This window comes from Modicisalibacter sp. MOD 31.J (genome assembly GCF_020147985.1).
GTDB classification, from domain to species: Bacteria; Pseudomonadota; Gammaproteobacteria; order Pseudomonadales; family Halomonadaceae; genus Modicisalibacter; species Modicisalibacter coralii.
Genome location: NZ_JAGXFF010000002.1, coordinates 50,710 through 77,095, shown reverse-complemented (window position 1 = coordinate 77,095; position 26,386 = coordinate 50,710). Strand labels below are relative to the sequence as shown.

The window sequence follows — 26,386 nt, the reverse complement described above, 5'->3', positions numbered from 1 at the left end:
CTTCGGCGATACTGGTAGGACCAAGCGGATTTGAACCGCTGACCTCCACGATGTCAACGTGGCGCTCTAACCAACTGAGCTATGGTCCTGCAAAGCGGATTGTTCGATGCCCTGGTAGGACCGAGCGGATTTGAACCGCTGACCTCCACGATGTCAACGTGGCGCTCTAACCAACTGAGCTACGGTCCTTCGGGCAGTCGCTGTCGGCGAGACGTCGCCGGCAACGGATGCGTATTCTACCCATGCCCAGCGGAAATGCAACCCCTCAAGCACGCTTTCTCGTCGTAACTCAAGCGCTTGGCGATACCCGGCGACGCGGGCAGCGGCCAGGCCGGGCGGAACGCGAAATGTTCGTTTCCGAACACACGTGACACCGCCATCGACGCCGCCACCTCCCGGCCGGCGCGCGTCATCGCCCATCCCCACGGACGACGGGCCCTGATAAGATGGGATGCGACGCACAACGCCCCATTCAACGACGCGGCCTCTCGTCATGACCCAGCAGAAACGTCACGATGCCATCATCGCCCTGGTCAAGCGCCAGGGCTATGCCTCCATCGAGCAGCTCACCCGCGACTTCGGCGTCACCCCGCAGACCATTCGTCGCGACCTGAACGCCCTCGCCGACGAAGGCCTCATCCGCCGCGTGCACGGTGGCGCCGGGCTCGAATCGAGTACCGTCAACACCGCCTACACCACGCGCAAGACACTCAATCTCGAGGCCAAGCGGCGCATCGCCGACCTGCTCGCCGCGCAGATTCCCGATCACGCCTCGCTGTTCATCAACATCGGCACCAGTAACGAGATCGTGGCCGAGGCGCTACGTGCGCATCGCGGCCTGGAAGTGATCACCAACAACCTCAACGTGGCGGCGATCCTGCAGCACAACGAGGATTTCAACGTGATCGTCGCCGGCGGCCAGGTGCGCTCCCGGGATGGCGGCATCATCGGCGAGGCGACCATCGACTTCATCAATCAGTTCAAGGTCGACTTCGGCATCATCGGCATCAGCGGCATCGACGAGGACGGCTCGCTGCTGGAGTTCGACTATCAGGAGGTGCGCGTCGCCCAGGCGATCATCCGCAACTCGCGTCAGGTATTCCTGACCGCCGACCATTCGAAATTCCATCGCAATGCCGTCGTCCGCCAGGGCAATATCAGCCAGATCGACGCCCTGTTCACCGATCGCCAGCCCCCCGAGCCGATCCTGCGCCTGATCGAGGCACACGACGTGGCGCTGCATATCGCCGACGCCTCCCTCGCGCCCCGCGTCGACGACGCCCCGGCCCTGGCCTGACGCGTCCTCGCTTCCCGGTTCCCCACCCCAGACGGCGGCCTACCACCGCCGCCCGACCTCATGCGAGCATTGATGTTCGTTTTCGACTAGTATAAGTTCATAAACGAAAACAACAGCGAGGCCGGGACGCGCCTCGTCCGCCACCTCACTCAAGCGGAGCGATCATGGGCACCTCACAACCACTTCTCGACGTCTTCGTCGTCGGCGGCGGCATCAATGGGGCGGGTATCGCCAATGACGCCGCCGGGCGCGGCCTGTCCGTGTCACTTTGCGAACAGGCCGATCTGGCCCAGGCCACGTCCTCGGCGAGCAGCAAGCTGATTCACGGTGGCCTGCGCTATCTCGAGCACCGCGAATTCCGGCTGGTCCGCGAGGCCCTGCGCGAACGTGAAGTCCTGCTCGCCAAGGCCCCGCACATCATCTGGCCGCTGCGCTTCATCCTGCCCCACCGCCCGCACCTGCGCCCGGCGTGGATGCTGCGAGCGGGGTTGTTCCTCTACGATCACCTGGGCAAGCGCGACAGCCTGCCGGGCTCCACCAGCCTGCGCTTCGGCGCGACCAGCCCGCTCCAGCCGTCGATCAGCCGCGGTTTCGAATACTCCGATTGCTGGGTGGACGACGCCCGTCTGGTGGTACTCAACGCCATGCAGGCCCGCGACAAGGGCGCCGAGGTACTGGTTCGCACGCGCTGTGTCGAGGCCCGCGAGGTCGACGGCCACTGGCGGCTGACCCTGGAGGACACCTCCAGCGGCCGCCGCTTCGAACGCCACGCCCGGGTGCTGATCAACGCCGCCGGGCCCTGGGTGGAGTCCTTCGTCAAGCAAAACGCCCAGCGGCAATCGCAGTACGGCATTCGCATGATCCAGGGCAGCCACATCGTCGTGCCGCGGATCAATACCGACGAACGGGCCTACATCCTGCAGAACCGCGACGGGCGCATCGTCTTCGTGCTGCCCTACGAAGAGGATTTCAGCCTGATCGGCACCACCGACGTGCGCTATCGCGGCGATCCCGCCCAGGTCTCGATCACCGACGACGAGATCGACTATCTGCTCGATGTCGTCAACGGGCACTTCGTGCGTCAGTTGAGCCGCGACGAGGTGATCGCCAGCTTCTCCGGGGTGCGCCCGCTGTGCGACGACGAGTCCACCTCGCCTTCGGCGATGACCCGCGACTACACGCTCGACCTGGACCAGCGGGGCGCCCCGCTGCTGTCGATCTACGGCGGCAAGATCACCACCTACCGCCGACTGGCCGAGGCGGCGCTGGGCACCCTGGAGACCACGCTGCCCCACATGGGCAAGGCCTGGACGGCCGAGGCACCGCTGCCCGGCGGCGACATCGGCGACGCCGCCGCGTTCCAGGCGTATCTGGAACGCGACTACCCCTTCCTCGGCAAGTCCCGCGCACGGCGCTTCGCCCACAGTTACGGCTCGCTGTGCCGGGAATTCCTCGATGGCTGCACGTCGCAGGAAGACCTCGGCGAGGACTTCGGTGCCGGCCTGACCCGGCGGGAAGTGGACTACCTGGTCGATCGCGAATGGGCCGCCAGCGCCGAGGACGTGCTCTGGCGCCGCAGCAAGCTCTACCTGCGGCTGGACACGGCGCAACGTGCCCGTGTCGCGCAATACCTCCGCGAGCGGCAGCCGCAGGCTTCGTGCGTCGCCTGACGGTTACAGCGCGCCGGCGTTCGTGTTATTGGTGAGCGTCCAACCCTGTCACGCCCGCCCGGGAGCCCACCATGATCGACGCCGGCCTGGCGATCGTCGCCGCGCTACTGCTGATCGCCACGCTCATACCCTTCCTGCACCTGCGACACTGGTGGGTGCGGGGCTTCGATTTCCCACGCCTGCAGCTGGCCGTGGCGGGGCTCGTGGTCGGCCTGCTCGCGCTCTGGCTGAGTACGGGAAGTTGGCGTATCGGCACGATCGCCGCCTGCCTGCTGGTGATCGCCATCCAGGGCAGGCATATCCTTCCCTGGACGCCGCTGTGGCGCAAGCAGGTCACCGATGCCAGCGACGACGGTGACTGGCGCGACCTCACGCTGCTGGTCGCCAACGTGCTCACCCCCAATCGCAACGCCGCAGGCCTGCTGCGCCAGATCCAGGCCGAACGTCCCGACCTGGTACTGACGCTGGAATCCGACGCCTGGTGGGGCGAGCAGCTCGGCGACTCGCTGGACAGCGACTGGCCCTACAGCGTCAAGGTGCCGCTGGACAACCTCTACGGCATGCACCTGTTCTCGCGCGAGCCGCTCGAGGACGTCGAAGTCAAATGGCTGATCCAGAGCGACATCCCGTCGATCCATGCCTGGCTACGGATGGCCTGCGGCGCGAAGATCCGCATCCATGCCGTGCATCCGCGCCCGCCGGCACCCAGCGAGAGCGACGAGTCGCTGTGGCGGGATGCCGAACTGCTGCTGGTGGGCAAGGGTATCCACCAGCACGAGCAGCCCACCCTGCTGTTCGGCGACCTCAACGACGTCGCCTGGTCGGGCACCACCCGGCGCTTCTGCCATATCAGCGGGATGCTCGACCCGCGCCGGGGGCGCGGCATGCACAGCACCTTCCACGCCGATTACCCCTTTCTGCGCTGGCCGCTCGACCACATCTTCGTCAGCGAACACTTCACCCTGCGCGGGATGCGACGCCTCGAAGCCTTCGGCTCGGATCACTTTCCGATCCTCGCCACCCTCTGCTACCGCCCGGGCCGCGCCGACGAGAACGACACCCCGGAGGCCGATCGCGAGGAGCGCGAACAGGCCGCCGAGACCATCCAGAAAGCGCGTCGCGAGGGCGACGGCGAGGCCTGCTGACGCCCGATGGCGCTATCAGTTGCCAGACACACGAGAGCCGGCGCAAACGCCGGCTCTTTGATCGCGTGGCGTGACGGTGCGCGCTCACGTCATTCGGGGATCCCGCCCTCGGTGAGCTTCGCCGGGTCGAGCAGCCGCTGGAGCTCATCCCGTGACAGGTCGGTCTCCTCCTCGGCGACATCGATGATCGGCCGCCCCGCCTGATAGGCCTTCTTGGCGACCTGGGCCGCGGCGTTGTAACCGATCACCGAATTGAGCGCGGTGACCAGGATCGGGTTGCGCGACAGCGGCTCCGCGACGCTCTCGCGGCGCACGTTGAAGGTGGCGATGGCCTTGTCGGCGAGCAAGCGGCTGACATTGGTCATCAGCGTCAGCGAGGTCAGCAGGTTGCTGGCGATCAGCGGCAGCATCACGTTGAGCTGGAAGTTGCCGCTCTGCCCCGCCACGGTGATCGCACTGTCCAGGCCGATCACCTGCGCCGCCGCCTGCGCCGCCGACTCGGGAATCACCGGATTGACCTTGCCGGGCATGATCGAGCTGCCCGGCTGCAGGGCCTCGAGTTCGATCTCGCCGAGCCCGGCCAGCGGACCGGAATTCATCCAGCGCAGATCGTTGCTGATCTTCATCACCGCGCAAGCGTAGCTCTTGAGGTGGCCGGAAAGCTCGACCGCGGTGTCCTGCGAGCCGAGGCTGGCGAAGAAACTGTCGCTGGGACGCAGATCCAGGCCGGTCTGGGCGCCCAGCGCGTCGGCCATGCGCCGGGCGAACTCGGGATGAGCGTTGACCCCGGTGCCCACGGCGGTGCCGCCCTGGGCCAGCCGGCCGAGCCGCTGCAGAACGTCGTGCAGGCGCTCGATCGCCTGGCCGACCTGATTCGCCCAGCCGCCCAGTTCCTGACTCATGCGCACCGGCATGGCATCCATCAGATGGGTACGCCCGGTCTTGACCACATCGTCGAGCTCGTCGGCCTTGCGCTCGATGGTCGCCTTGAGATACTCCATCGCCGGCAGCAGGTGCTCCTTGACCATCAGCGCCGCGGCGAGATGCAACGCCGTGGGTATCACGTCGTTGCTCGACTGGCCCATGTTGACGTGGTCGTTGGGGCCGACCTCCAGGCCGTCCCGGGAGGCCAGGTGCGAGATCACCTCGTTGACGTTCATGTTCGACGAGGTGCCCGAGCCGGTCTGGAAGATATCGATGGGGAACTGATCGCCATGCTCGCCATCGATCAGTTGCTGGGCCGCGGCGACGATTGCCTCGGCGCGCTCGGCATCGAGTAGCTCGAGGTCGCGGTTGACCTCGGCGGCGGCGCGCTTGATCCGCGCCACGGCCCGGATGAAGGCCACCGGCATCGGCTGGCCGCTGACCGGGAAATTGTTCACGGCACGCTGGGTCTGGGCACCGTAGAGGGCATTGGCCGGGACTTCCAGCTCGCCCATGCTGTCGCGCTCGATGCGGGTCTCGCTCATGGCAACCTCGGATCGTTGATGAAAAAAGAAAATCCGTTCGGAGCCTAAGCATAGGAGCAAACCCCGAACCCGGTCCACGCCGTCGCATGATCCCGAATCGTCGCCTGAAGGAGGCTCGCAGCGAACCTCGCCGGACAATTGCCCTCTAAGGGGGCATCGCAAACCGCGCGCGGCAACCCGACGACCAGGGAGACAACAATGTTCAGATGGTTGATGGCGGTCACGCTGGGCCTGGTACTCTCGAGTCACCAGACCCTGCGCGCCGAAGGCGACCCCGATGACGCGCACGTGGATACCACCCTGGAGGGCGAGACCCCGACACTGCGCCGCAAGGAGCCCTTCCCCGCCGAGGAATACGCCCGTCTGGCGACGAGGGGCGATGGCGTCCTGCGCGGCCGGCTGTTCCTGCATCACCCGTGCGGCAAGTGCGTGCCCAGCGTCGGCGAGACGGTGGCCATCGCTCCGGCGACGCGCTACGCCGAAGAAGAGGTCCGGGCCATCGAGGCCGGCCTGACGATCGAGCCGCCCGACCCGCGCGCCCGCCAACACACCCGTTATGCCGAAACCGACGACGACGGCTACTTCACGGTCGGCGACCTGCCCGCCGGCGATTACTTCGTGGCCGGCAGCGTCAGCCTGCCGGGGGCCAACCATCGTCGACAAGCGATCGTCAGGCGCGTCCGGCTGGAAGCCGGCGACACGCTCTCCCTTGCCTTGAGCCGGCATGTCGATCTCGGTCGCCCGCCGGTGCACGGGCGTTCGCGACTCGCCACGTGACGCGACGCCGGGCAGCGGCGATCGCCAGCTCCGAGCGGCTTGAAAACGCGCCCGGTCACCCCGAGAAAGACGACACTCATCCCAACGGGAGTCGAGCATGTGGATGCAGCAGGAAATCGCTCTCAAGGCCCGGCCACGCGGCTTTCACCTGATCACCGACGAGATAGAGGACGCCCTCGCCGGGCTGGGCGGTATCCAGACCGGCCTCGTCAGCGTGTTCATCAAGCACACCTCGGCCTCGCTGACCATCAACGAGAACGCCGACCCGACGGTCCGGGCCGACTTCGAGAGCTTCTTCAATCACGCGGTTCCCGAGGACGCGCCGTACTACCAGCACGTCTTCGAGGGCAGCGACGACATGCCCGCTCACTTGAAGAGCAGCCTCCTCGGACCCAGCGTGCAGATCCCCGTGACCCGCGGGCGTCTCAATCTGGGCACCTGGCAGGGCATCTATCTCTGCGAACACCGCAACCACGGCGGCAGCCGACGTCTGGTCATCACCGTCAACGGCGAGTGACGCCACGCCGGCTCCCTTGATGGCGCCCGCTGGACGCCCCTGCCAGGCGGCGCGTCACGCTCAGTGCGCCAGCATCTCGTGGGCGATCTCGTCACCGCTCATGGCCGAGGGGTAATAGGTGGGCCAGTTGGTCACCTCGTCGAGCAGGGCGTCGCGATCATCGCCCCAGTACAGGTGGTAGTGGCCGGCGTCGGTGGGGGCGATGTGATGATCGCTGAACTGGATGAAGCGCGGCGCCGCCGCAGCGCCGTCCTGGCGTTCGAAGACGTAGCGCACGCCGCGGTTCCCGGCCTCGTAGGTGAGAATCTCGTAGCCGTCGTAGGCATAGGTTCCCGAGCGAACGTCGTCGCCCTCGTGAAAGGTCACCCGGTCGCCGTCGATCTCGATGCGCTGAACCGAGGTGCGATATCCCGTTGCATAGTATTCCTTGATCGCCTCGGCGGTTTTCGCGGCATCATGGGCGGCCTTGTGGGCGAAGACCGGGTCGAGCGTGCCGTCCTTCAGATAGGGATAGACGGATTGCCAGTCGCCCTGCCAGTCGGCCAACGACCGATCCTCGACCTGGGCGTCCTTGAAATAGCCCGCGCGGATCGCGTCATCCTGGTCGTGCCCATGGTTGTGTTCGTGCGCATGGCCGTGATCGTGCCCATGATCGTGGTTCGCCGAATGCCCTGCCTCGTCTTGCGAGGCCGATACCGCCTGGCCGATACCCATCAGCAGCACACCGATGGCCGACAGGCCCAGCGCTTTCTTGAACCCTTGCTGCATTGCCGTACCTCTTCTGTCTGATTGCATGCGCCGTGATTGACGTCACGCCGCACAAGATATGTTATAACATAACGATTAGCAATCCGACGAGACGGATCGCCACCCATACCTGGGTGTCAACGTCGAAAACGGGGTGTCGCCCCGGGAGGACCGGCTACCAGCCGAGCGCCTGCTTGACGAAGGGGATGGTCAGCTTGCGCTGCGCGGTGAGCGAGGCGCGGTCGAGCCGCTCGAGGGTGGCGAACAGCTCGTTGAGCTGCCTGGGGCCGCGATGCAGGATGTAGCGCGCCACCTCGTCGGGCAGTTGCATGCCACGGCCCCGGGCGCGCAGTTGGAGGGCATCGAAGCGCTGGGCATCGTCGAGGCGGTGCAGGTGGAAGGTCACCCCCCAGGTCAGCCGCGACGCCAGGTCGGGAAGCTGAACCGGCAGTTGCCGGGGCGCCGCGGACGCGGCGATCACCAGTCGCTTGCCGGCATCGCGCAGGCGGTTGAAGCCATGAAACAGCCCCTCCTCCCAGCGCCGACGCCCGATCACCGCATCCAGATCGTCGATCGCCACCAGATCGAGCCGCTCGATGTCCTCGAGCATGTGCGGGGGGAAATGGCCGAGATCGTCCAACGGCAGGTAGAGCGCGCGCTTGTCGCGGGCGCTGGCCTCGTGACAGGCCGCCTGGAGCAGATGGCTGCGCCCCGAGCCCTCGCCGCCCCAGAGGAACAGGAAGGACTCGCCGTCGTCGTCGAGCTGGGCGCGCAAGCGGCCCATCAGGGCGGCGTTGTCGCCCGGCAGGAAGTTGGCGAAGGTCGCATCGTCGCGCAGCCCCACGCCGAGTGGCAACTGCGCCGGCCCCGTGCTCATGACTGGTCCCCGTCGTCCGGGAGGCGCTCCCCGGCATCGTATAGGCGGCTGTTCTTGTAGCGCTCGTGAAGGTCGCGCAATACTACCATGATCATCGCCGCCACCGGCAGCGCCAGCAGAATGCCGGTGAAACCGAACAGCTGCCCGCCGGCCAGCACGGCGAAGATCACCGCCACCGGATGCAGGCCGATCTTGTCGCCCAGCAGCAGCGGCTGCAACAGCATGCCCTCGAGCATCTGCCCCACCGCAAAGACCGCGGCCACGGCGAGCAGATGCACGAGATCGCCATACTGGAAGAAGGCCACCAGCGCGGCGATCGCCAGCCCGACGATCACCCCCAGGTAGGGGATGATGCTCGCCAGCCCGGCGATCAGGCCGATCAGCACGCCGAACTGGATGCCCGCCAGGGTCAGCCCCACCGCATAGACCACGCCGAGGCTCAGCATCACCAGCAACTGGCCGCGCAAGAACGCCGACAGGACCTCGTCGCAGTCCCCCGCCAGCCGCGTCACGGTGGGCTCGAAGCGCCGCGGCAGCAGATCGCGCACCTGCGCCTTGATACGGTCCCAGTCGAGCAGCAGGTAGAAGGTGACCACCGGGATCAGTGCCAGGTTGCCGATCCAGATCGCCAGCGCCAGCCCCGAGCGCGAGACCTTGGCCAGCACCCCGGCGGCGAAGGTGCCGGTTTCCTTCCAGTTGGCCATCAGCGTCTGGCGCAGCGACTCGAAATCGGTGCTCAAGTCGACCCCCGAGACGTCGCGCACCCAGGGCAGGACGCTGACCTGAACCCAGTTGAAGACCGCCGGCAGCGCCTCGATCAGTTGCGTCAGCTGGCGCCCCAGCAGCGGTACCAGCACCAGCACGCCGGCGATCAGCACCAGCGACAGCACCAGAAACACCACGCTCACCGCCAGCCGTCGCGACAGCCCGCGTGCCTCGAGCCAGTCGGTCAGGGGATCGCCCAGGTAGGCGAGGATCAAGCCGACGAAGAACGGCATCAGGATCGGCTCGAGCAGCACCAGCAGCCAGATCACGGCGGCCAGGCCCAGTAGTGTCCAGACTTGCAGACGTGTCATCGAATCGCCCTTGCAGGAAATGGGGGGGCGCCGCACGTCGATGCACCGCGCCAAGCGCGATGCTACAATGCGCGCGCTTTCACCTCTAGGCTCCAGGCTATCGGGCCCTCGCCGAAAGGCTTCCACGACAGGTCATCACAGGACGCGCCATGAACCCCAGCGACGCCGACTCTTCACAGCCCCCTTCTCTGAGCTACAAGGACGCCGGCGTGGACATCGACGCCGGCAACGCCCTGGTCGAACGCATCAAGGGCGTGGCCAAGCGCACGCATCGCCCCGAAGTGCTGGGCGGTCTGGGCGGTTTCGGCGCCCTGTGCGAACTGCCCGCCGGCTATCGTCAGCCGGTGCTGGTCACCGGCACCGACGGCGTGGGCACCAAGCTGCGCCTGGCCATGGACCTGAAGCGCCACGACACCATCGGCATCGACCTGGTGGCGATGTGCGTCAACGACCTGGTGGTGGCCGGCGCCGAGCCGCTGCAGTTCCTCGACTACTATGCCACGGGCAAGCTGGATGTCGACATCGCCGCCGACGTCGTCGCCGGCATCGGCGAGGGCTGCCTGCAGGCCGGCTGCGCGCTGGTCGGCGGCGAGACCGCCGAGATGCCCGGCATGTACGAGGGCAGCGACTACGACCTGGCCGGCTTCTGCGTCGGCGTGGTCGAGAAGTCCGAGATCCTCGACGGCAGCCGGGTCGGCGAAGGCGACGTGCTGCTCGGCCTGACCTCCTCCGGCCCGCACTCCAACGGCTATTCGCTGATTCGCAAGATCCTCGAGGTCAGCGGCGCGGACCTCGACGCCGACCTCGACGGCCGGCCGCTGGGCGACGCCCTGCTCGCGCCGACGCGCATCTACGTCAAGCCGCTGCTTTCGTTGATCCGCGACAGCGGCGTCGCGGTCCACGCCCTGTCGCACATCACCGGCGGCGGGCTGACCGAGAACCTGCCGCGGGTGCTGCCCGACTCGCTCGCCGCCCGCGTCGACGTCGGCGCCTGGCAGCGCCCCGCGGTGTTCGACTGGCTGCAGGAAAAGGGCAATGTGGCCGCTCGCGAGATGTATCGCGTGCTCAACTGCGGCATCGGCATGGTGGTGGTGGTGCCCGCGGCCCAGGCCGAGGCGGCACGCGCGCATCTCGAGGCTGCCGGCGAGCGGGTCGTCACCCTCGGCGAGATCGTCTCCCGCGAGGGCGACGAGGAACAGGTGCGACTGGAGAACCTCGAGGCATGACCGACGAGACCACCGACACCCTCAACGACTTCACCGCCGAGCCGGCCGACGCGCGGCGCGTGGTGGTGCTGATCTCCGGCAACGGCAGCAACCTGCAGGCGCTGATCGACGCCCAGGCCTACGGCGAGCTGGGCGGCGAGATCGTCGCGGTGATCTCGAACAAGGCCGATGCCTACGGCCTCAAGCGCGCCCATGACGCCGGCATCGAGGCCGTGGCGCTGCCGCACCGCGAGTACGACAGCCGCGACGCCTTCGACGGCGCCCTGATCAAGGTGATCGAACGCCACGAGCCCGACCTGGTGGTGCTCGCCGGCTTCATGCGCATCCTCACTCCGATGTTCGTGCACCGCTTCAACGGCCGGCTGCTCAACATCCACCCCTCGCTGCTGCCCGCCTACCAGGGACTGAACACTCACGCCCGGGCACTGGCCGACGGCGTCGAGGAGCACGGCGTCAGCGTGCACTTCGTCACCGAGGAACTCGACGGCGGCCCGGTGGTGATGCAGGCGGCACTCAAGATCCGCCCCGGCGATAGCGAAGAGACGGTGGTCGAGCGCATTCACGCCCGCGAGCACCTGATCTACCCGATCGCCGTGCGCTGGTTCCTCGAAGGCCGCCTTCAGCTCGGCGCCGAGGGGCCGACGCTCGACGGCGTGCCGCTGCCCCCCCAGGGCATGCGTCTTTCCCACGAGGACGCCGCCGAGGAACTGGACGAGGATATCGAGGAGTAAGCGGTAAGCGGTAAGCGGTAAGCGGTAAGCGGTAAGCGGTAAGCGGTAAGCGGTAAGCGGTAAGCGGTAAGCGGTAAGCGGTAAGCGGTAAGCGGTAAGCGGTAAGCGGTAAACCAGATAATCAAAAGTGCCCCCCATCGCCACAAGGCCGATAGGGGTCACTTTTTCTTACAGATCCAGGCTTGTGACTTACGGCTCCCGGCGAAGCCGGGTCAGGTCCGCGGCAGGGTCACGCCGCGCTGGCCCATGTACTTGCCGCCGCGATCCTTGTAGGAGATCGCGCACTCCTCGTCGGATTCGAGAAACAGCATCTGCGCCACGCCCTCGTTGGCGTAGATGCGCGCCGGCAGGTTGGTGGTGTTGGAGAACTCGAGTGTCACGTGCCCTTCCCACTCGGGCTCGAGCGGCGTGACGTTGACGATGATGCCGCAGCGCGCGTAGGTCGACTTGCCCAGGCAGATGGTCAGCACGCTGCGCGGGATGCGAAAGTACTCGACGGTGCGCGCCAGGGCGAAGGAATTGGGCGGGATCACGCAGGCATCGCCCTTGATGTCGACGAAGCTCTTCTCGTCGAAGCCCTTGGGGTCGACCACCGCCGAATGGATGTTGGTGAAGACCTTGAACTCGTCGGCGCAGCGCACGTCGTAGCCGTAGCTGGAGGTCCCGTAGGAGATCACCCGCTGGCCATTGACGTGACGGACCTGATCGAACTCGAACGGCTCGATCATGCCTTCCTGCTCGGCCATGCGGCGAATCCACTTGTCGGATTTGATGCTCATCGGGGAAGTCCTTGCACTGCCACGGTCAGGGGCCCGCGGTCGAAAAACGGGGCCGTTATCATAACGACCCCGTCGGCTCGGTGAAAGCGCGCGACGCGCCTCTCGCCCCGCGATCACTCGCTGAAGGAGATGCTGGGCCCTTCGTCGCTCTGGCCCTCGACCCCGGCGGCCACCTCCCTGGCCACCGCGCGGAAGGTCGCGGCGACCTCGCCGTCCGGCTCGGCGACCACGCTGGGCCGGCCGCCGTCCGCCTGCTCGCGGATCGACAACTGCAGCGGCAGCTGGCCCAGCAGGCGGGTGTCGTACTGCTCGGCGATGCGCTCGCCACCGCCGCTGCCGAAGATCGGCTCGCTATGGCCGCAGTGGGAGCAGATGTGCAGGCTCATGTTCTCGACCACGCCGAGTACCGGCACGTTGACCTTGCGGAACATCTCGATGCCCTTGCGCGCGTCGAGCAGCGCGATATCCTGCGGCGTGGTGACGATCACCGCCCCCGAGACCGGCACCTTCTGGGCGAGCGTCAACTGGATGTCGCCGGTGCCCGGCGGCATGTCGATGAACAGGTAGTCGACATCGTCCCACACCGTCTGATTGAGCAGCTGCTGGAAAGCACCGGAAACCATCGGCCCGCGCCACACCATGGGTTCGCTGATGTCGACCATCAGCGCCATCGACATCGCCTGGAGACCGTGGGCCTGGATCGGCTTGAAGCTCTTCTCGCCCACCACTTCGGGACGCGTCCCTTCCGCGATACCCAGCATCTGCGCCTGGCTGGGCCCGTAGATATCGGCGTCCAGCAGGCCGACCCGATAGCCTTCGGCGGCCATCGCCAGCGCCAGGTTGGCGGTCACCGTGGACTTGCCGACCCCGCCCTTGCCGGAGGCCACGGCGACGATATGCTTGACTCCCTCGATCACGACTGACTCCTTGATTGCAACGTATCGGCGCCGAACATGCTCACGCCTCGCCGACGCCAGTATAACCCGCCGTCGCCGGGCATAACCAAGCAGGATAGTCGACTTTTCGGGTCAAGCGTCGACGCCGAGCGACCAGGGGTTGGCCGTCAGCGCCACGCCGCCGGTTTCGGTGACGCGCACCGTGTCGCTGCAGCCGATACCCCACTGCCCCGGCAGGCGCAGGCAGATCGGCAGGTGGAAGACCATGTCCGGTGCAAAGCAGCGGGTCTGACCGCGGGCGATGAACCCCGAGCCCTCGACCCAGGACGGCGGGAACTGCGCCCCCACGGCATAGCCGTAGACGCCCGAGATATAGGCATCGTCGCTCAGCGGTGCGAAGGCCTGCTCCGCGGCCCGGGCGGCGCTCTCGAAGGACCGCCCGGGACGCATGGCGCCGAGCAGGGCGTCGTAGATCCGCCGACAGGTATCGAAGACCTCGATCATCCGCGCGCTCGGCCGGCCCGCCACCACGGTGCGCATCATCGGCGCCGTGTAGCGGTTCCAGGCCGAGCCGAACTCCATGAACACCGATTCGTCGATACCGACCGGGCGCCGCCGATGGTTGAGATGCCCCACGCTGCTGCGCGCGCCGGCGACGACGATCGGCTGCATGCTCATGAATTCGCTGCCGGCCTCGTGCATGGCCCGAGCGCCCGTCGCGGCGATCTCGCTGTCCGTGGCCCCGGCACGCACGGCCTCGGCCGCCGCGGCGATGCCCGTGCCGGTGATCCGCGCGCTCTCGCCGAGATAGTCGAGCTCGAGCGGCGACTTGACGAGCTTCACGCCGTGCAGCAGATCGGCAGCATCGACGAACTCACGACCGGGCAGTCGTTCGCGCAGCCCCGCCAGCACGCCCTGGCGCAAGGACCCGTGCCAGGGGTCGATGCCGATACGCCCGGTCGCCATGGCCAGGACTTCGGCGAGCGGCTCGATGACCTCGGCGAGATTCTCCCAGCGATAGCTGCGAATGTCGTCGACCCGGGTACAGGTGACCGCCGGCCCCACCTCGATCGACGGCACCTGGAGCATCAGGTGATCCAGGGTCACCACCAGCGCCGTGTGCACGGAGACCTCGAAGGTGCTGTAACCGGTCAGGTAGAAGATGTCGGCCGGTGCGGTGAGCAGCAGGGCCTCCACCTCGGCGGCCTGCATCGCCTGTCGCACCGCGTCTCGCCGGCGCTGCAGTTCGGCCCGCGGAAACACGCACTCGCTGCCGGCGAGCGGCTCGAGCTGGCGGCGATATCCCGTATGCTCCATGGCTGATCTCCTCGTCGTGGCTGGCGACCATCTTCCCCAGCCTAGACGCTGGCGGGCCTGACTCGCCAAGACCACCGCACACCCGGGACGAGAAAGGCCCCACAAGAAGACACCGGCCGGGGCAAGCCCGGCCGGTGTCGATGCAGCGTGCGTCGCGAGGCGCTATCAGGAGGATGGCGCGGAAGCGGCGGGCGCGTCCTCTTGCTGCGACGTGCTCGCGTCATCCGGCGCGCTCTCGTTCTGGGACTGCTCGCCGCCTTGCTCAGAGTCGTCTTGCTCAGAAAAGCCCGACGCGTCCTGCCCCTGTTGGCCCTGGGTGCTTTCGCTCCCATTCGATTGGCCCTGGGTCTGATCCCGCGATTCGCTCGACGGCGATTGATCTCGAGTCGTCTTCGGGTCGCTGGACTGGCCGCTCTGAGTCTGTCCGCCCTGGTTCTGGCCCTGAGCGGCGTCCGGCTCCTCGCCCGCCGCCTCGGACTGGTCGCTGCCGGTTTCCTGTTGCACGCTGTCGATGCGCTGCGACAACTGCTTCAGGGTCTGCTGCATGCCGACGATGCTGGAGAGCTCCTGCTGGACGTTGCCCAGGTGATCCTGCAGGGCCTGGAGACGCTGGACCCGGGTCTGGATCTGCGCATTCAGTTGATCGAGACGCTGGCGGGTCTCGTCGACCTGGGAAGCCAGCGACTGCTGCTGCTGGCGGGTTTCCTCGAGAGACTGACGAACCTGCTCGAGGTTCTCCTTGGCCTCGGCGGTCTGGCCCTGCAGATCGGCCAGTTCGGATTCCCGCGTCTTGACCTGTTTCTCGAGCGCACTCAGGCGATCTTCCTGGGACTGCACCTTCTTCTGCAGTTCGGCGTGACGCCCCTCGACCTCGGCGGTCTTGTCCTGAGCCTGCTGGAGATCCTTCTGAGCCTGGGCGAGTTTCTGCTGGCCGCTGTCGACCTGCTCATTGAGATCGTCGAGCTTCGACTGGGTCTGCTCGACCTGGCCCTGCAGCGACTGCAGTTGCTGATCGCGCGTCTGGATCTGGCTCTGCTGCTCGCTGAGACGCTGCTTGGCGTCGTTGAGCTGCGACTGCACCTGCTCGAGCTGCTGCTGCGCCTGGGTGTTCTGCTGCTGCAGCGACTTCTGGGCGTCCTGCGCCTGCTCGACGCTGGCGTAGGCCTTCTCGAAGCTGGCGTTACGCTGTTCGAGGGCCTGCTTCTGGTTCTGCAGGTCGTCGATCTGCGATTCCAGCGACGCCCGCTGCTTCTCCCACTGGTCCTCCTGGGAACTGGCGCTGGAGGCGATATAGATTGCCGCGATGACCGCCACCACGGCGACCACGACGACGGCGCGGACCCGATTGTCCTTGAACGGCTGGCCCGGCTGCGGATCGGCCGGGGTCGAAGACGGCTCTGCCATGGATGTCTCCTTCTGGTTCGAGGCGTACCGTCTTACACCATGACCATCTCCGTCCCTCGGGGCAAGACGAAATCTCTAGTCGAGCTGTCGCGGCAGAGCCCGGGACGGCGCTCAGTGGTCCACCTTGCCACGTAGCGCCTTGCGCTGACCCTTGCGGCTCTTGGCATCGAGCCGGCGCCGCTTCGACGCCTTGGTGGGGCGCGTGGGAATGCGCTTCTTGGCCGGTACCGCCACACCGCGGATCAGGCTGTGCAGCCGCTCGAGGGCGTCCGCGCGATTCTGCTCCTGGGTGCGATATCGCTGGGCCTTGATCACCACCACCCCGTCACGGGTGATGCGCTGGTCACGCAACGCCAGCAGGCGCTCCTTGTAGACCGCCGGCAACGAGGAAGCCGCGATGTCGAAACGCAGGTGCACCGCCGAGGCCACCTTGTTGACGTTCTGGCCACCGGCCCCCTGGGCGCGGACCGCCTGCATCTCGATCTCGTCGTCGGGCAGGCTGACCTGCCTAGATATCTGCAACATGGAATAACCTTCTGGATAGCGATGCGTTTCCCGCCGGGGCGAGACGTCGACCTCACTCGGCGCCATCGCGGGGCGCCAGGGGCTCGGCGTCGAACGCCACGCCGGCCCAGCCCCGGCGGCGGAATTCGCGGATATTGCGATGGCCGTGGCCCTGCGGATCGCCCAGTACCTCATCACGATACACCTCGCCGAAGCAGTGCAGCGTCTGTTCGACGTCCAGCTCATGCCGGCGGGCGAAGGCCAGCACCCGGCAGGAACCGGCGTTCTCGCCGGGGGCATTGGTCACCTCGCCGTTGCGAAACCCCACCGGCGTGAAGCGGTAATGGCGATCGATCACCGCCAGGGTGTCGGCGAAGGCGAGCGTGTCGGGGGCGTTGCGCAGGCGATGCAGGAAATCGTCGAGGGTCATGGGCGTATCCGGCCAACGGGCAAAGCCCGTACTCTACGCAAGACGCCCCGCGCTCACCACAGCCAGTGGCCGACGAGCCCCGCCGTCACCCCGGTGCAGGCCAGGGCCAGCAGGGCGAGAACCCCGTCGCGGGCCACCAGCGCCAGCCCGAAGGCGACCAGGGCGATACCGGCGCCGGTCGCCGAGAAAGGGATGAACTCCATCACCGGCATGGCCGCGGCGATCGCCAGGCAGGCGACGGCGATCAGATGACTGCCGACCTCGCCGGTCAGCACGCACCATCTCGGCCGCAATCCGCGGTCGATGAGGCGCGCCAGCGGCAGCAGACGCCGTACACCGCTGCGTACATGGCGGCTCGCCATCGAGCGGCGCAGCAACCAGCGCGGCAGCCAGAAGCGCCGCCGCTGCAACAGCAGTTGCCCGGCGGTCAGGGCGACCAGCAGTGCCATCAGGGTCGGCACGCCGGGGATGTCACCCAGCAGCGGCATCACCGTGACCAGCCCGGCGAAGAGCATGACCGGGCCGAATGCCCGCTCGCCCAGCGCCGCCAGCATGCGCTCCAGGGTGACATCCCCCTCGCCTTCGGCGCTGGCCAACAGTCGCGTCAACAATGCCTCGAGTCCATTCATCCTGCGCATCTCCCTGTCCATCGCGTCCGGACGACGCCTCACCCGGCCGCTCGACGACCGCTCGCCGGACGACTCGGCCCACGATTTCACGGGGCCACCCCGGCACCGGGCTTGGAGGTAACGCCCGGCGTGTCGGATACTGAGGCAAGAACCGGGACACGCCGCCACGGCATCCGGCCCATTCTTCCGGTGGCGGAAACCGCCTGCAAAGGAAATGCGATGCAACGTCTGGTCCTGACGGCCCGGCTCTGGCGCTTTTCGCTGCGAGTCCTGGGCGCCTTCTTCAAGAATCGCGGCATCCTGCTGGCCGGCGGGGTCGGCTACAACGTGCTGCTGTCGACGGTACCGCTGTTCGCCATGCTCTGCGTGTTGTTGACCCACGTGGTCAGCGAGCAGCGCCTGCTCGAGATCATCGCCATTCAGGCCCAGCATCTCGCCCCGGCCCACGCCGACGTGATCCTCGACTCGGTACGCACCCTGGTCGATTCACGCGACGTGGTGGGGGTGGTCGGCACGCTGGTGCTGCTGTTCTTCAGCTCCTTCGCCTTTCGCATGCTCGAGGACTCGATCGCGCTGATCTTCCATCAGCCCGACGACCCGAAGAAGCGTCGCTTCTGGGTCTCCGCCCTGCTGCCCTACGCTTTCATGCTGGTACTCGGTGCCGGGCTGCTGGCGCTGACCGTGCTGCTGGCGATGGGCGATGCCTTCAACCAGCTGCTGCTGGCGCTGTACGACGTCGAGCTTCCGTCGGCGATCGTTGCCACGGTGACCCTGAATCTGCTCAGCTTCATCGGGCTGGTCGGTCTGTTCAGCGCCATCTACAAGATCATGCCCGTGGTGCGCATCGCCCCCAGCCGAGCGCTGATCGGCGGCTTCGTCGCCGCCCTGCTGTGGGAGAGCGTGCGTCTGGTGCTGGGCTATTACTTCGCCAATATTTCCTACGTCAACGCCGTCTACGGCTCGCTGGCGACCCTGATCGTGGTGCTGCTGAGCCTCGAGATCGGCGCGATCATCCTGCTGCTCGGCGCCCAGGTGATCGCCGAACTGGAAGCCAGCGCGCGCGCCGGCCTGCACTGGTACGAGACGCCGCGGCACCGGCCCGGCCATTGACACTCAATGGCGCGACGGGCCCCGCGCCTCCTGGACCCGCAGCTTGGTGCGAATGAAATCGCTGTGGCGCACGAACAGCAGATCCGCCAGCTTGCGGATGCGATGCTCCTCCTGGGCGTCCAGTTCGTCATCGGCGTAGGCCAGGCGCCACATCAGCTCGACCAGGGCGACCTTGTCGTCGTAGCCGTAGTGCTCGTTGACCAGCCGCACGAACTGGAAGTGATCCACCGCCTGGTCCGTCGCATCCTCGGCGAGTTGCACCAATTCGTCGACCGCCGTAGCGGACAGCGAGAAGCGCGCCATGAGCATCTCGCGCAGCGCCCGACGCTCACGGTCATCGAAGTGATTATCGGCGCGCACGATCTCGCAGAACAGCGCGGCGGTGGCCAGTTCCAGCGTCAGTTCACGCTGACCGTGGTCGTCGGGCACCGCCAGGGCACGGTGGAAAAAGTCCTGAATGGCGTCGAGCATGCGTCGGTCTCCTCCTCGGGCGTCGTATCCTATACGACCGACGCGAGCCCGGGATGTTGCATGACGGGCGCCACTGACCGCTCCCCGGCATGACACGCTTGCCAGGAGCGCACCGGCGGGTATCGTCGGGGCAACATCGACTCGAATGGAGATTCCATGATCGACCTGACCCGTACCCCGGTCACCCTGGTGCTGATCGTCATCAACGTGGTGGCGAGCCTCTACGTGCTGCACCGCCGGCCCGGGTGGCTCGACAAGCTGGCCTTCAAGCCCGAGCGCATCCTGCGCCACGGCGAACTCTACCGGCTGTTGACCGCCGGCTTCCTGCACGTCCATGGCGCACACCTGCTGGTCAACATGCTGACGCTGTACTTCTTCGGCCCCTGGCTCGAACTGTACCTGGGTCCGCTGCGCTATCTGATCCTGTACCTCGGCGCCGACCTCGCCGCCCAGGGGCTGGCGCTGATCATTCAGCGCAGCAACCGCCGCTACTCCGCGGTGGGCGCTTCCGGGGCGATCACCGGCATCGTGTTCGCCTTCTGCGTCTACGAGCCGTTCCGGATGCTGTACCTGTTCTTCGCCATCCCGATTCCCGCCATTCTCTTCGCCATCGGCTTCGTCGCCGTCTCGATGTACGCGATGAGCCATCGGGGCCCCGGCCAGGCCGGGGGGCTCGCTCACGAGGCGCATCTCGGGGGTGCCATCGGCGGCGTGGCGATCATCCTGCTGCTCGATCCGGTCGCCCTGCCGCACTTCCTCCAGCAAGTGGGTTTGTGAGCCGCAGCGTCACTGCCCGGACAGGCGGCGCCGGATCGCCTCTTCGCCGAGCGGCTCGGGATACTTGACGGCGAGACTGCGGCGCCACTCGCGATGAAAGTCACGCTGGGTCGCCAGATTGATGCCCAGCGTGATCAGCATGGCGACCAACGCCCCCAGGCTGGCCAGCGCCATGTCCTTCTGGGCGTCCCACATATCGCCCTGCGTGCCCAGATAGGCCATGCCGAGATCGCCGCCGAACCACTCGGCGGCCCCCCATTCGAACAGCTCGTAGAGCATCGAGGTGGCCATCACCAACTGCAGCGGGAGGAGATAGCCCCATACGCCACGGGAATCCGCCACGCGAAAGTAGAACTCGCGGATCGGGTAGGTCAGCAGCAGGCCGTAGGCGAAGTGAACGACACGGTCGAAGTTGTTGCGCCGCCAGCCCAGCGCCTGGTCGAGGCTGAATCCCAGCCACTGCCGGCACCAGGCGTCATAGGGCACGTTCGAGTAGGTGTAGTGGGCGCCGATCTCGTGAAGGGTCAGGAACACCGCGATCAGCGTGTAGGAAACCCGCGATAACGGAAAGCGCCGCCAGGACAGCCCCAGCAGCATCACGAAGAGCACGACCAGGACGTTTTCCAGCGCCCAGTCGGCGCGGTCGCTCGGCGCGACGGCGAGCCACGCGGATACGCCGACGAAGATCCCCAGCACGATTCCCCGATACCCGCGTCCGATCATCGTCTTCGCCCCTGGCCATGATTAGGGAAACGCTGCATAAATGCCTGCGCGAGCGAATCGCTTCGTTGCGTGGTACTCGAAAACTCGCCTAACTTCATGTTATGTCTCGTTTTCTGCGTTCCATGCGCCTCGCGCTTCATCCCGCTCGTCGATTTATTCAGCATTTCCTTAGCCGAGCAGTCTACCCCGCGCCGGGGCACGCGACCATTCGGGACTCGCCGCCCGCCATCGCGCCTCATCCCGCGTGCCCGGGTCGTTCACGGCGCTCGGCGGGCGCGATCGGCGCGCCGACCGGGACGCGTCACGTCGGCCAGGCTCGACGCCTCGTCACCCTCGACGCGGCCGACCACGCTCAGCTCGCCGTCGGTCTCGAGAACCACCGCCTCGACCTCGTCCAGCGAGGCCAGACCGGCGGAGCGCACCGCCGCGCGGATCTCCGCCGGCGTCACCCGGGCAACGCGCAGCGCGCCGGGCAGCAGCTCGCCGCGATGCAGTAGCAGGGCCGGTTCGCCGGTCACCAGCCGACGCACCCACGGCAGGCGCACGCTGCTCCAGGTCACCAGATACTGCATGCCGATCAGCAGCGCCAGGGCCAACCCGCCCTGAGCCAGAGTCACGTCGCGACTCAACACGATCGAGGCGAGAATCGAGCCCAGCGCCACGGTGACCACCAGGTCGAAGGCATTCATCTTCGACAGCGTGCGCCGCCCCGATACGCGCAGCATCGCCACCAGACCGATGTAGGCCAGCACGCTGGACAGCGCGACGCGCCACAACGCCGCCCCGCCGTCGAAGAAGATCGGATCCATGACGCCTCCCTGCGATGCTCATCGTCCACTCAGCCTAAGCGCCACGCCGGGATGGCGAAAGCCGCGCGGTGGAGCCGCGGCCGGCGGCTTGTTACCCTGTACCGCCCATCCTGACCGCCACCGACACCTCCATGCGCTATCGGGTCAAGCTGTTTCCGGAAATCGTCATCAAGTCGCGCTCGGTCCGTCGCGAGATGGTGCGCAGCCTGCGCAACAACATCCGCAACGCCCTCGCCCGCCACGGCATCGAGGTGCGCGTCCCCGATTGCTGGGATGCCCTCGAGGTACGCCCCCGCGAGGCCCTCGACGATGCCACCCGGGAGACGCTGGAAAGCGCCTTGACCCGCATTTCCGGCATCCACGAGGTGCAGGTGGTCGAATCGCACCCGTTCACCACCGGCGACGCGGCCGCCGAGCGACTGGTCGCGCTGTGGCGCGACGCGCTGGCCGGCAAGCGCTTCCGGGTCAGCGTCAAGCGCCGTGGCCGACACGACTTCACCTCCGAGGATCTCGAACGCCGTCTGGGCGGCGCGCTGCTCGCCGCCGCCGAGGGCGCTTCGGTGGATCTCGAGCGCCCCGAGGTCGACGTGCGCGTCGAACTCACCGACCGCCAGTTGCGCCTGGTCACTCGCCGCCTGCCCGGGCTCGGCGGCTATCCGATGGGAACCCAGGGTCAGGCGCTGGCGCTGATCTCCGGCGGCTACGATTCGCCGGTCGCCGCCTGGCGCCTGCTGCGCCGCGGTCTCAAGGTCCACTTCGTGTTCTTCAACCTGGGCGGGCCGGCCCACGAACGGGCGGTACGCGAGGCCGTGCATCGCCTGTGGCGACGCTACGGCGCCTCGCACCGCGTCAATTTCATCAGCGTGCCCTTCGACGCCGTGGTCGACGAGATCCAGCGCCGGGTGCCCGACGGCGTGGCCGGCGTGGTGCTCAAGCGCATGATGCTGCGCGCCGCCAACCGCGTGGCCCAGCGCGCGGGCATCCCGGCGCTGATCACCGGCGACGCCCTGGCGCAGGTCTCGAGCCAGAGCCTCGTCAACCTGGGGCTGATCGACGCGGTCAGCGAGCGCCCGATCCTGCGCCCGCTGATCGCCAGCGACAAGCAGACGATCATCGCCGAGGCCCGGCACATCGGTACCGCCGAGATCGCCGAGGGGTTGCCGGAATACTGCGGTGCGATGTCCCGGCGCCCCAACGTCAAGCCGCGTGCCGATCAGGTCGAACGCGGCGAGGCCGATTTCGATCTCGCGGTGCTCGACGCCGCGGTCGAGGCGGCCACCCTGACCCGCAGCGACCGGCTGGCGACGAGTCGCACCGCGCTGCCCGAGATCGTCGAGATCGACTCGCCCCGGGCGCTGATCGCGGCCGACGACGCCACGGTGATCGACATTCGCCATCCCGACGAGCGCGACGCCGCTCCCCTGGAACTGCCCCACGGCGAACCGCTGGCGATCCCCTTCTTCGAACTGGCCGAGCGCGCGCCGACGCTGCCGGACGATCGCCGCTACCTGCTCTACTGCGCCCAGGGTGTAATGAGTCGCATGCAGGCCATGCACCTCGCGGACCGCGGACTGCGCCACTTCGGCGTCTATCGCCACACTCAATGATGGTTACATTTTTTTACAAAAAGGCGACTTGAAACGGTTGCACCCGCCCCTACTTCATGAATTGCCAAGCGGCAATGCCTTCCCCAGGGATGCCGCCAAGCGGGTTCCACGTCGGGAAGGCCGAACTTCGCTAACGAGTAGGAGGTGACGACCATGAGTAGCGCATTTTCTCTGGAACCGCTCTTCCGCCATTCGATCGGTTTCGACCGTTTCAACGACCTGTTCGAACGCGCCTTCGACGGCAACGCCAGTACCGGCTTCCCGCCGTACAACGTCGAGAAGCACGGCGACAACGACTACCGCATCGTGCTGGCGGTGGCCGGCTTCAGCGAGCAGGATCTCGACATCCAGCTCGAAGGCGGCGTGCTGACGGTCTCCGGCGCCAAGCCGCAGGCCAGCCAGGACGATACCAAGGTCCGCTACATGCACCAGGGCATTGCCCAGCGCTCCTTCAAGCTGACCTATCGGCTGGAGGACCATATCGAGGTGCAGGGCGCGCACTTGGAAAACGGCCTGCTGACCATCGACCTGCGCCGCGAGATCCCGGAGGCCGAGAAGCCGCGGCGCATTGCCATCGGCTCCAGCGAATCCGATGGCTCAGGGGTCAGGCGACTGGAAGAGGCCACGACCGAGCCGCTCGAGGAACCGCTGCGCGAGCGCGCCTCGGTCTGAACGTCTCGACCCACGAGACAGGCTGCGTCGGCAAGCACGCCGACGACAGAATCGGGCCCCGCTTCGGCGGGGCCATGTTTTTTGCAACCGCTCAAAACAGCCCCATCTGCCGGTCGACGAGCGCCGCGAAGTCGTCGCCGACGAACGGCAGGATGGCGTCGGCGATGGGCTGGAGCTGACGATCCAGGTAGTGCGGGTAATCGATGGCCGATCGGTGCGCCTCCAGTGGCTCCGGGCCGGCAATGGTGATCAGATAGCGGATCCAGCCGCCACTCTGATACTGGCGCGGTCGACCCAGCCGATCGTTGACGGCGTCGGCCAGGCGCGCGGCACGCACATGGGGCGGCACGTTGCGCTGATAGTCGTCGAGGCGTCGCCGCAGTCGCTTGCGATACACCAGTCGCTCGTCGAATTCGCCGGCCAGGGTGCGATCGACGTAGTCACGCACGAAGTCACGATACGGCTCGCCGAGGAACACGCGCCGGTAGAGTTCCTGCTGGAAGACCTTGGCCAGCGGCGTCCAGTCGGTACGCACCGTCTCCATGCCCTTGAACGCCACTCGTTCACTGCCATCGGCCTCGCGGATCAGCCCGGCGTAGCGCTTCTTGCTGCCCGCCTCGGCGCCGCGGATGGTGGGCATCAGGAACCGCCGGTAGTGGGTCTCGAACTGCAGCTCCAGGGCGCTCTCCAGTGCGTGGTCCTCGCGCAGCCGCTCGCGCCACCAGGTGTTGACCCGATCCACCAGCCCCCGGCCGATGCGTGCCGCCTCGGTCTCCTCGTGGGCTCGCCCCAGCCACACGAACAGCGAGTCGGTATCGCCGTAGATGACGGTATATCCCTGCGCCTCGATCAGTTCACGGGTGCGCTTCATGATGGCGTGGCCGCGCAGCGTGATCGACGACGCCAGGCGCGGGTCGAAGAAACGGCAACCCCGGGAGCCCAGCACGCCGTAGAAGGCGTTCATGATGATCTTCAGCGCCTGGGCGAGCGGTGCATTGCCGTCGCGCTTGGCGGCCTCGCGACCCTGCCAGACCCGCTCGACGATCGCCGGCAGAGCGTGACGCGTGCGCGAGAAGCGCGCCCCGAGAAAGCCCGCCACCGAGTGGGCCTCGTCCGGCTGGTGCAGGCCCTCGACCAGCCCCACCGGATCGATCAGAAAGCTGCGAATGATCGACGGGTAGAGGCTCTTGAAGTCGAGTACCAGCACCGAGTCGTAGAGCCCGGGACGCGAATCCATCACGTAGCCGCCGGGGCTGGCCTCGCCCCGGGTGTCACCCAGGTTGGGGGCGACGAAGCCCAGCCGGTGCATCTGCGGCAAATAGAGATGCGAGAAGGCCGCCACCGAGCCGCCGCTGCGATCGGCGGGCAGGCCGTTGACGGCGGCGCGTTCGAGCAGGAAGTCGATCAGCCGGGTGTGCGCGAAGATCCGCGTGACCAGCTCGCAGTCCTTGAGGTTGTAGCGCGCCAGGGCCGGCTTGTCCTCGGCGAACATGCGCTTGATGTCGGCCATGCGCTGATAGGGGTTGTCGATCGCCTTGCCCTCGCCCAGCAGGGTCTGGGCGACGTGTTCCAGGCTGAAGGAATCGAAGTGCCAGGTCGCCGAGCGCAGCGCCTCGATGCCGTCGACGATCAGCCGCCCCGCCGCCGAGGCGAAGAAGTATCCCGGTTTGTGGCCGTGGGCGCGCCATTCCAGCGCCTCGCCGCCCCGCCCGAATCGCAGTGGCGTGCCCAGCGCCTCGGCATGGCGTTGCAGCACGCGCAGATCGAACTGCACCAGGTTCCAGCCGATGATGACGTCCGGATCGTGACGCGCCAGCCAGGCATCGAGCGCCCCGAGCAGTTCCGCCCGGCTGTCGCGGTAGTCCAGCGAAAACCCGCCACCGGCGTCGCCCGGCCCGTTGGCGGGTCCGAGCATATAGACCTGACGCTCGCCGCAGCCCTCCAGGGCGATGGAGTACAGCTCGCCGCGCTCGCTGGTCTCGATATCCAGCGACACCCAGCGCAGCCGCGGTCGATAGTCCGGGGCGGGCCTGAGTTGCGTTCCGCTCGGCGCGCCGTGGTCCGCGAAGGCCACCGGTGCGGTGACGAAGCGCTCCATCAGATAGCGATCCGGCGGCCGGACATCGGCCTCGTAGACGCTGACGCCCGCCTCCCTCAGCCGGCGCTCCAGGCCCAGCAACTGACGATACTGACGGCAATAGAGCCCCACGACCGGGCGCCGATGGAAGTCGCGAAGGTCCAGCGCCCGCAGTTCGACGCCCGGCTCGCCGTTGACCATCCGTTCGGCCCGGCGGCGCTGCGCGGCCGGCACGAACGCCACCGCCGTCTGTCCGGACAGGCGCAGACGCTGCGCCCCGGCGTCGGTCGCCAGCCAGAGATCGACCTCGATGCCGTCGGGGGTGTCGCGCCAATGGCGGGTCAGGACGAAGCCCAGTCGTTCCACGCGGTTCGATCGCTCCAGGGTTTGCGAAGAAGGGTAAACCGCCACGTCATCCGACCCAAGCGATTCACGGCGCGCCCCGTATCGACCGCCCCGCCGATCCAGGCCGCCCGCACGGGTACCCGCCGGCAACGCCTGTGCTAGGGTTGGCGTCAACGCCGTTTCATATTGGCGGTGAAAAATACTTGAGAGCGGCCCCGGACGAGGCCATTATCGGCGCCCTCTCGGCATGCTTGAACGGCCGAGGGATCGAGACCGGGGTGGCATCGGGTCGGGGTGCGCTGCA

General features: G+C 67.1%; 26 protein-coding genes and 2 tRNA genes. 11 read left to right on the top strand and 17 right to left on the bottom strand.

Annotated features, from left to right (window positions below):
- Positions 1-12 precede the first annotated feature (12 nt).
- A tRNA-Val gene (locus KGR00_RS05795) sits at positions 13-89 on the bottom strand.
- 23 nt (positions 90-112) lie between these two features.
- Positions 113-189 (bottom strand) — tRNA-Val (locus KGR00_RS05790).
- 304 nt (positions 190-493) lie between these two features.
- Between KGR00_RS05790 and KGR00_RS05785 the strand changes: the two genes are divergently transcribed.
- The 3 genes from KGR00_RS05785 (at position 494) to KGR00_RS05775 (ending at position 4,112) form a co-directional block, all read left to right on the top strand.
- Positions 494-1,297: a DeoR/GlpR family transcriptional regulator gene (locus tag KGR00_RS05785; RefSeq protein WP_224417326.1), complete on the top strand. Its 804-nt coding sequence runs from the start codon at positions 494-496 to the stop codon at positions 1,295-1,297.
- Between the two features lie 164 nt (positions 1,298-1,461).
- Entirely contained in the window at positions 1,462-2,967 is a 1,506-nt protein-coding gene (gene glpD, locus KGR00_RS05780; protein WP_224417327.1) for a glycerol-3-phosphate dehydrogenase, read from the top strand.
- 71 nt (positions 2,968-3,038) lie between these two features.
- On the top strand, positions 3,039-4,112 hold the full coding sequence (locus tag KGR00_RS05775; protein WP_224417328.1) for an endonuclease/exonuclease/phosphatase family protein: 1,074 nt from the start codon (positions 3,039-3,041) through the stop codon (positions 4,110-4,112).
- Between the two features lie 89 nt (positions 4,113-4,201).
- Here the strand turns inward: KGR00_RS05775 and KGR00_RS05770 are convergent, their stop codons facing one another.
- Positions 4,202-5,581 carry a class II fumarate hydratase gene (locus KGR00_RS05770; RefSeq protein ID WP_224417329.1) on the bottom strand — a complete coding sequence of 460 codons (1,380 nt, stop codon included), beginning with the start codon at positions 5,579-5,581 and terminating at the stop codon, positions 4,202-4,204.
- 198 nt (positions 5,582-5,779) lie between these two features.
- Between KGR00_RS05770 and KGR00_RS05765 the strand changes: the two genes are divergently transcribed.
- Together KGR00_RS05765 and KGR00_RS05760 are read left to right on the top strand one after the other, a co-directional pair.
- Positions 5,780-6,358: a carboxypeptidase-like regulatory domain-containing protein gene (locus KGR00_RS05765; protein ID WP_224417330.1), complete on the top strand. Its 579-nt coding sequence runs from the start codon at positions 5,780-5,782 to the stop codon at positions 6,356-6,358.
- 97 nt (positions 6,359-6,455) lie between these two features.
- Positions 6,456-6,875: a secondary thiamine-phosphate synthase enzyme YjbQ gene (locus KGR00_RS05760; RefSeq protein WP_224417331.1), complete on the top strand. Its 420-nt coding sequence runs from the start codon at positions 6,456-6,458 to the stop codon at positions 6,873-6,875.
- A gap of 60 nt (positions 6,876-6,935) precedes the next feature.
- Here the strand turns inward: KGR00_RS05760 and KGR00_RS05755 are convergent, their stop codons facing one another.
- The 3 genes from KGR00_RS05755 to KGR00_RS05745 all read right to left on the bottom strand — a co-directional run bounded on the left by KGR00_RS05755 (position 6,936) and on the right by KGR00_RS05745 (position 9,575).
- Entirely contained in the window at positions 6,936-7,643 is a 708-nt protein-coding gene (locus KGR00_RS05755; RefSeq protein ID WP_129138580.1) for a metal-binding protein ZinT, read from the bottom strand.
- A gap of 154 nt (positions 7,644-7,797) precedes the next feature.
- Positions 7,798-8,499, bottom strand: a complete 702-nt coding sequence (gene hda / locus KGR00_RS05750; protein ID WP_129138581.1) for a DnaA regulatory inactivator Hda — start codon at positions 8,497-8,499, stop codon at positions 7,798-7,800.
- On the bottom strand, positions 8,496-9,575 hold the full coding sequence (locus KGR00_RS05745; RefSeq protein WP_129138582.1) for an AI-2E family transporter: 1,080 nt from the start codon (positions 9,573-9,575) through the stop codon (positions 8,496-8,498). Before KGR00_RS05745 ends, hda begins: the two co-directional genes overlap by 4 nt.
- 149 nt (positions 9,576-9,724) lie before the next feature.
- Between KGR00_RS05745 and purM the strand changes: the two genes are divergently transcribed.
- A complete protein-coding gene (purM, locus tag KGR00_RS05740; RefSeq protein ID WP_224417332.1) occupies positions 9,725-10,801 on the top strand; it encodes a phosphoribosylformylglycinamidine cyclo-ligase in 1,077 nt (358 codons plus the stop codon).
- Positions 10,798-11,532, top strand: a complete 735-nt coding sequence (gene purN / locus KGR00_RS05735) for a phosphoribosylglycinamide formyltransferase (RefSeq protein ID WP_129138584.1) — start codon at positions 10,798-10,800, stop codon at positions 11,530-11,532. The genes purM and purN overlap by 4 nt, the downstream gene beginning before the upstream one ends.
- A gap of 212 nt (positions 11,533-11,744) precedes the next feature.
- Here purN and dcd read toward each other — a convergent pair whose 3' ends face one another.
- The 7 genes from dcd to KGR00_RS05700 all read right to left on the bottom strand — a co-directional run bounded on the left by dcd (position 11,745) and on the right by KGR00_RS05700 (position 17,491).
- Positions 11,745-12,311, bottom strand: a complete 567-nt coding sequence (dcd, locus tag KGR00_RS05730; RefSeq protein WP_224417333.1) for a dCTP deaminase — start codon at positions 12,309-12,311, stop codon at positions 11,745-11,747.
- Positions 12,312-12,424: 113 nt separating this feature from the next.
- The gene (apbC, locus tag KGR00_RS05725) at positions 12,425-13,243 is read right to left on the bottom strand and encodes an iron-sulfur cluster carrier protein ApbC (protein WP_267899202.1); all 819 of its coding nucleotides are present in this window, start codon (positions 13,241-13,243) and stop codon (positions 12,425-12,427) included.
- A 96-nt stretch (positions 13,244-13,339) separates the two neighbouring features.
- Complete coding sequence (locus KGR00_RS05720; RefSeq protein WP_224417334.1) at positions 13,340-14,524, bottom strand: Xaa-Pro peptidase family protein; 1,185 nt, start codon at positions 14,522-14,524, stop codon at positions 13,340-13,342.
- A gap of 165 nt (positions 14,525-14,689) precedes the next feature.
- Positions 14,690-15,928 (bottom strand): hypothetical protein, encoded by a 1,239-nt coding sequence (locus tag KGR00_RS05715; RefSeq protein WP_224417335.1) that lies wholly within the window; start codon positions 15,926-15,928, stop codon positions 14,690-14,692.
- Positions 15,929-16,039: 111 nt separating this feature from the next.
- Positions 16,040-16,453, bottom strand: a complete 414-nt coding sequence (arfB, locus tag KGR00_RS05710; RefSeq protein WP_129138589.1) for an alternative ribosome rescue aminoacyl-tRNA hydrolase ArfB — start codon at positions 16,451-16,453, stop codon at positions 16,040-16,042.
- Between the two features lie 52 nt (positions 16,454-16,505).
- On the bottom strand, positions 16,506-16,862 hold the full coding sequence (locus KGR00_RS05705; protein ID WP_129138590.1) for a HopJ type III effector protein: 357 nt from the start codon (positions 16,860-16,862) through the stop codon (positions 16,506-16,508).
- Positions 16,863-16,915: 53 nt separating this feature from the next.
- Positions 16,916-17,491, bottom strand: coding sequence for an exopolysaccharide biosynthesis protein (locus KGR00_RS05700; RefSeq protein ID WP_224417336.1), 576 nt, complete (start codon positions 17,489-17,491; stop codon positions 16,916-16,918).
- A gap of 219 nt (positions 17,492-17,710) precedes the next feature.
- On the opposite strand from KGR00_RS05700, the gene KGR00_RS05695 reads away from it, so the two are divergent.
- Positions 17,711-18,601 (top strand): YihY/virulence factor BrkB family protein, encoded by an 891-nt coding sequence (locus KGR00_RS05695; protein ID WP_129138592.1) that lies wholly within the window; start codon positions 17,711-17,713, stop codon positions 18,599-18,601.
- Between the two features lie 3 nt (positions 18,602-18,604).
- Here the strand turns inward: KGR00_RS05695 and KGR00_RS05690 are convergent, their stop codons facing one another.
- Positions 18,605-19,072: a TerB family tellurite resistance protein gene (locus tag KGR00_RS05690; protein WP_129138593.1), complete on the bottom strand. Its 468-nt coding sequence runs from the start codon at positions 19,070-19,072 to the stop codon at positions 18,605-18,607.
- A gap of 156 nt (positions 19,073-19,228) precedes the next feature.
- Between KGR00_RS05690 and KGR00_RS05685 the strand changes: the two genes are divergently transcribed.
- On the top strand, positions 19,229-19,849 hold the full coding sequence (locus KGR00_RS05685; protein WP_224417337.1) for a rhomboid family intramembrane serine protease: 621 nt from the start codon (positions 19,229-19,231) through the stop codon (positions 19,847-19,849).
- A 9-nt stretch (positions 19,850-19,858) separates the two neighbouring features.
- Here the strand turns inward: KGR00_RS05685 and KGR00_RS05680 are convergent, their stop codons facing one another.
- Together KGR00_RS05680 and KGR00_RS05675 are read right to left on the bottom strand one after the other, a co-directional pair.
- Positions 19,859-20,572, bottom strand: a complete 714-nt coding sequence (locus KGR00_RS05680; RefSeq protein ID WP_224417338.1) for a DUF2238 domain-containing protein — start codon at positions 20,570-20,572, stop codon at positions 19,859-19,861.
- A gap of 257 nt (positions 20,573-20,829) precedes the next feature.
- Complete coding sequence (locus KGR00_RS05675; protein WP_224417339.1) at positions 20,830-21,381, bottom strand: YetF domain-containing protein; 552 nt, start codon at positions 21,379-21,381, stop codon at positions 20,830-20,832.
- A 131-nt stretch (positions 21,382-21,512) separates the two neighbouring features.
- On the opposite strand from KGR00_RS05675, the gene thiI reads away from it, so the two are divergent.
- Positions 21,513-22,988 carry a tRNA uracil 4-sulfurtransferase ThiI gene (gene thiI / locus KGR00_RS05670; RefSeq protein ID WP_224417340.1) on the top strand — a complete coding sequence of 492 codons (1,476 nt, stop codon included), beginning with the start codon at positions 21,513-21,515 and terminating at the stop codon, positions 22,986-22,988.
- Positions 22,989-23,141: 153 nt separating this feature from the next.
- Positions 23,142-23,660: an Hsp20 family protein gene (locus tag KGR00_RS05665; RefSeq protein WP_224417341.1), complete on the top strand. Its 519-nt coding sequence runs from the start codon at positions 23,142-23,144 to the stop codon at positions 23,658-23,660.
- 91 nt (positions 23,661-23,751) lie between these two features.
- Here KGR00_RS05665 and KGR00_RS05660 read toward each other — a convergent pair whose 3' ends face one another.
- Positions 23,752-26,103, bottom strand: a complete 2,352-nt coding sequence (locus KGR00_RS05660) for a DNA polymerase II (protein WP_224417342.1) — start codon at positions 26,101-26,103, stop codon at positions 23,752-23,754.
- Between the last annotated feature and the right edge of the window lie 283 nt (positions 26,104-26,386).

Excerpts from the sequence above, each read along its gene's own strand:
- KGR00_RS05785 (WP_224417326.1), top strand. The coding sequence starts at position 494 with ATGACCCAGCAGAAACGTCACGATGCCATCATCGCCCTGGTCAAGCGC.
- glpD (WP_224417327.1), top strand. The coding sequence starts at position 1,462 with ATGGGCACCTCACAACCACTTCTCGACGTCTTCGTCGTCGGCGGCGGC.
- KGR00_RS05775 (WP_224417328.1), top strand. The coding sequence starts at position 3,039 with ATGATCGACGCCGGCCTGGCGATCGTCGCCGCGCTACTGCTGATCGCC.
- KGR00_RS05770 (WP_224417329.1), bottom strand. The coding sequence starts at position 5,581 with ATGAGCGAGACCCGCATCGAGCGCGACAGCATGGGCGAGCTGGAAGTC.
- KGR00_RS05765 (WP_224417330.1), top strand. The coding sequence starts at position 5,780 with ATGTTCAGATGGTTGATGGCGGTCACGCTGGGCCTGGTACTCTCGAGT.
- KGR00_RS05760 (WP_224417331.1), top strand. The coding sequence starts at position 6,456 with ATGTGGATGCAGCAGGAAATCGCTCTCAAGGCCCGGCCACGCGGCTTT.
- KGR00_RS05755 (WP_129138580.1), bottom strand. The coding sequence starts at position 7,643 with ATGCAGCAAGGGTTCAAGAAAGCGCTGGGCCTGTCGGCCATCGGTGTG.
- hda (WP_129138581.1), bottom strand. The coding sequence starts at position 8,499 with ATGAGCACGGGGCCGGCGCAGTTGCCACTCGGCGTGGGGCTGCGCGAC.
- KGR00_RS05745 (WP_129138582.1), bottom strand. The coding sequence starts at position 9,575 with ATGACACGTCTGCAAGTCTGGACACTACTGGGCCTGGCCGCCGTGATC.
- purM (WP_224417332.1), top strand. The coding sequence starts at position 9,725 with ATGAACCCCAGCGACGCCGACTCTTCACAGCCCCCTTCTCTGAGCTAC.
- purN (WP_129138584.1), top strand. The coding sequence starts at position 10,798 with ATGACCGACGAGACCACCGACACCCTCAACGACTTCACCGCCGAGCCG.
- dcd (WP_224417333.1), bottom strand. The coding sequence starts at position 12,311 with ATGAGCATCAAATCCGACAAGTGGATTCGCCGCATGGCCGAGCAGGAA.
- KGR00_RS05720 (WP_224417334.1), bottom strand. The coding sequence starts at position 14,524 with ATGGAGCATACGGGATATCGCCGCCAGCTCGAGCCGCTCGCCGGCAGC.
- KGR00_RS05715 (WP_224417335.1), bottom strand. The coding sequence starts at position 15,928 with ATGGCAGAGCCGTCTTCGACCCCGGCCGATCCGCAGCCGGGCCAGCCG.
- arfB (WP_129138589.1), bottom strand. The coding sequence starts at position 16,453 with ATGTTGCAGATATCTAGGCAGGTCAGCCTGCCCGACGACGAGATCGAG.
- KGR00_RS05705 (WP_129138590.1), bottom strand. The coding sequence starts at position 16,862 with ATGACCCTCGACGATTTCCTGCATCGCCTGCGCAACGCCCCCGACACG.
- KGR00_RS05700 (WP_224417336.1), bottom strand. The coding sequence starts at position 17,491 with ATGAATGGACTCGAGGCATTGTTGACGCGACTGTTGGCCAGCGCCGAA.
- KGR00_RS05695 (WP_129138592.1), top strand. The coding sequence starts at position 17,711 with ATGCAACGTCTGGTCCTGACGGCCCGGCTCTGGCGCTTTTCGCTGCGA.
- KGR00_RS05690 (WP_129138593.1), bottom strand. The coding sequence starts at position 19,072 with ATGCTCGACGCCATTCAGGACTTTTTCCACCGTGCCCTGGCGGTGCCC.
- KGR00_RS05685 (WP_224417337.1), top strand. The coding sequence starts at position 19,229 with ATGATCGACCTGACCCGTACCCCGGTCACCCTGGTGCTGATCGTCATC.
- KGR00_RS05680 (WP_224417338.1), bottom strand. The coding sequence starts at position 20,572 with ATGATCGGACGCGGGTATCGGGGAATCGTGCTGGGGATCTTCGTCGGC.
- KGR00_RS05675 (WP_224417339.1), bottom strand. The coding sequence starts at position 21,381 with ATGGATCCGATCTTCTTCGACGGCGGGGCGGCGTTGTGGCGCGTCGCG.
- thiI (WP_224417340.1), top strand. The coding sequence starts at position 21,513 with ATGCGCTATCGGGTCAAGCTGTTTCCGGAAATCGTCATCAAGTCGCGC.
- KGR00_RS05665 (WP_224417341.1), top strand. The coding sequence starts at position 23,142 with ATGAGTAGCGCATTTTCTCTGGAACCGCTCTTCCGCCATTCGATCGGT.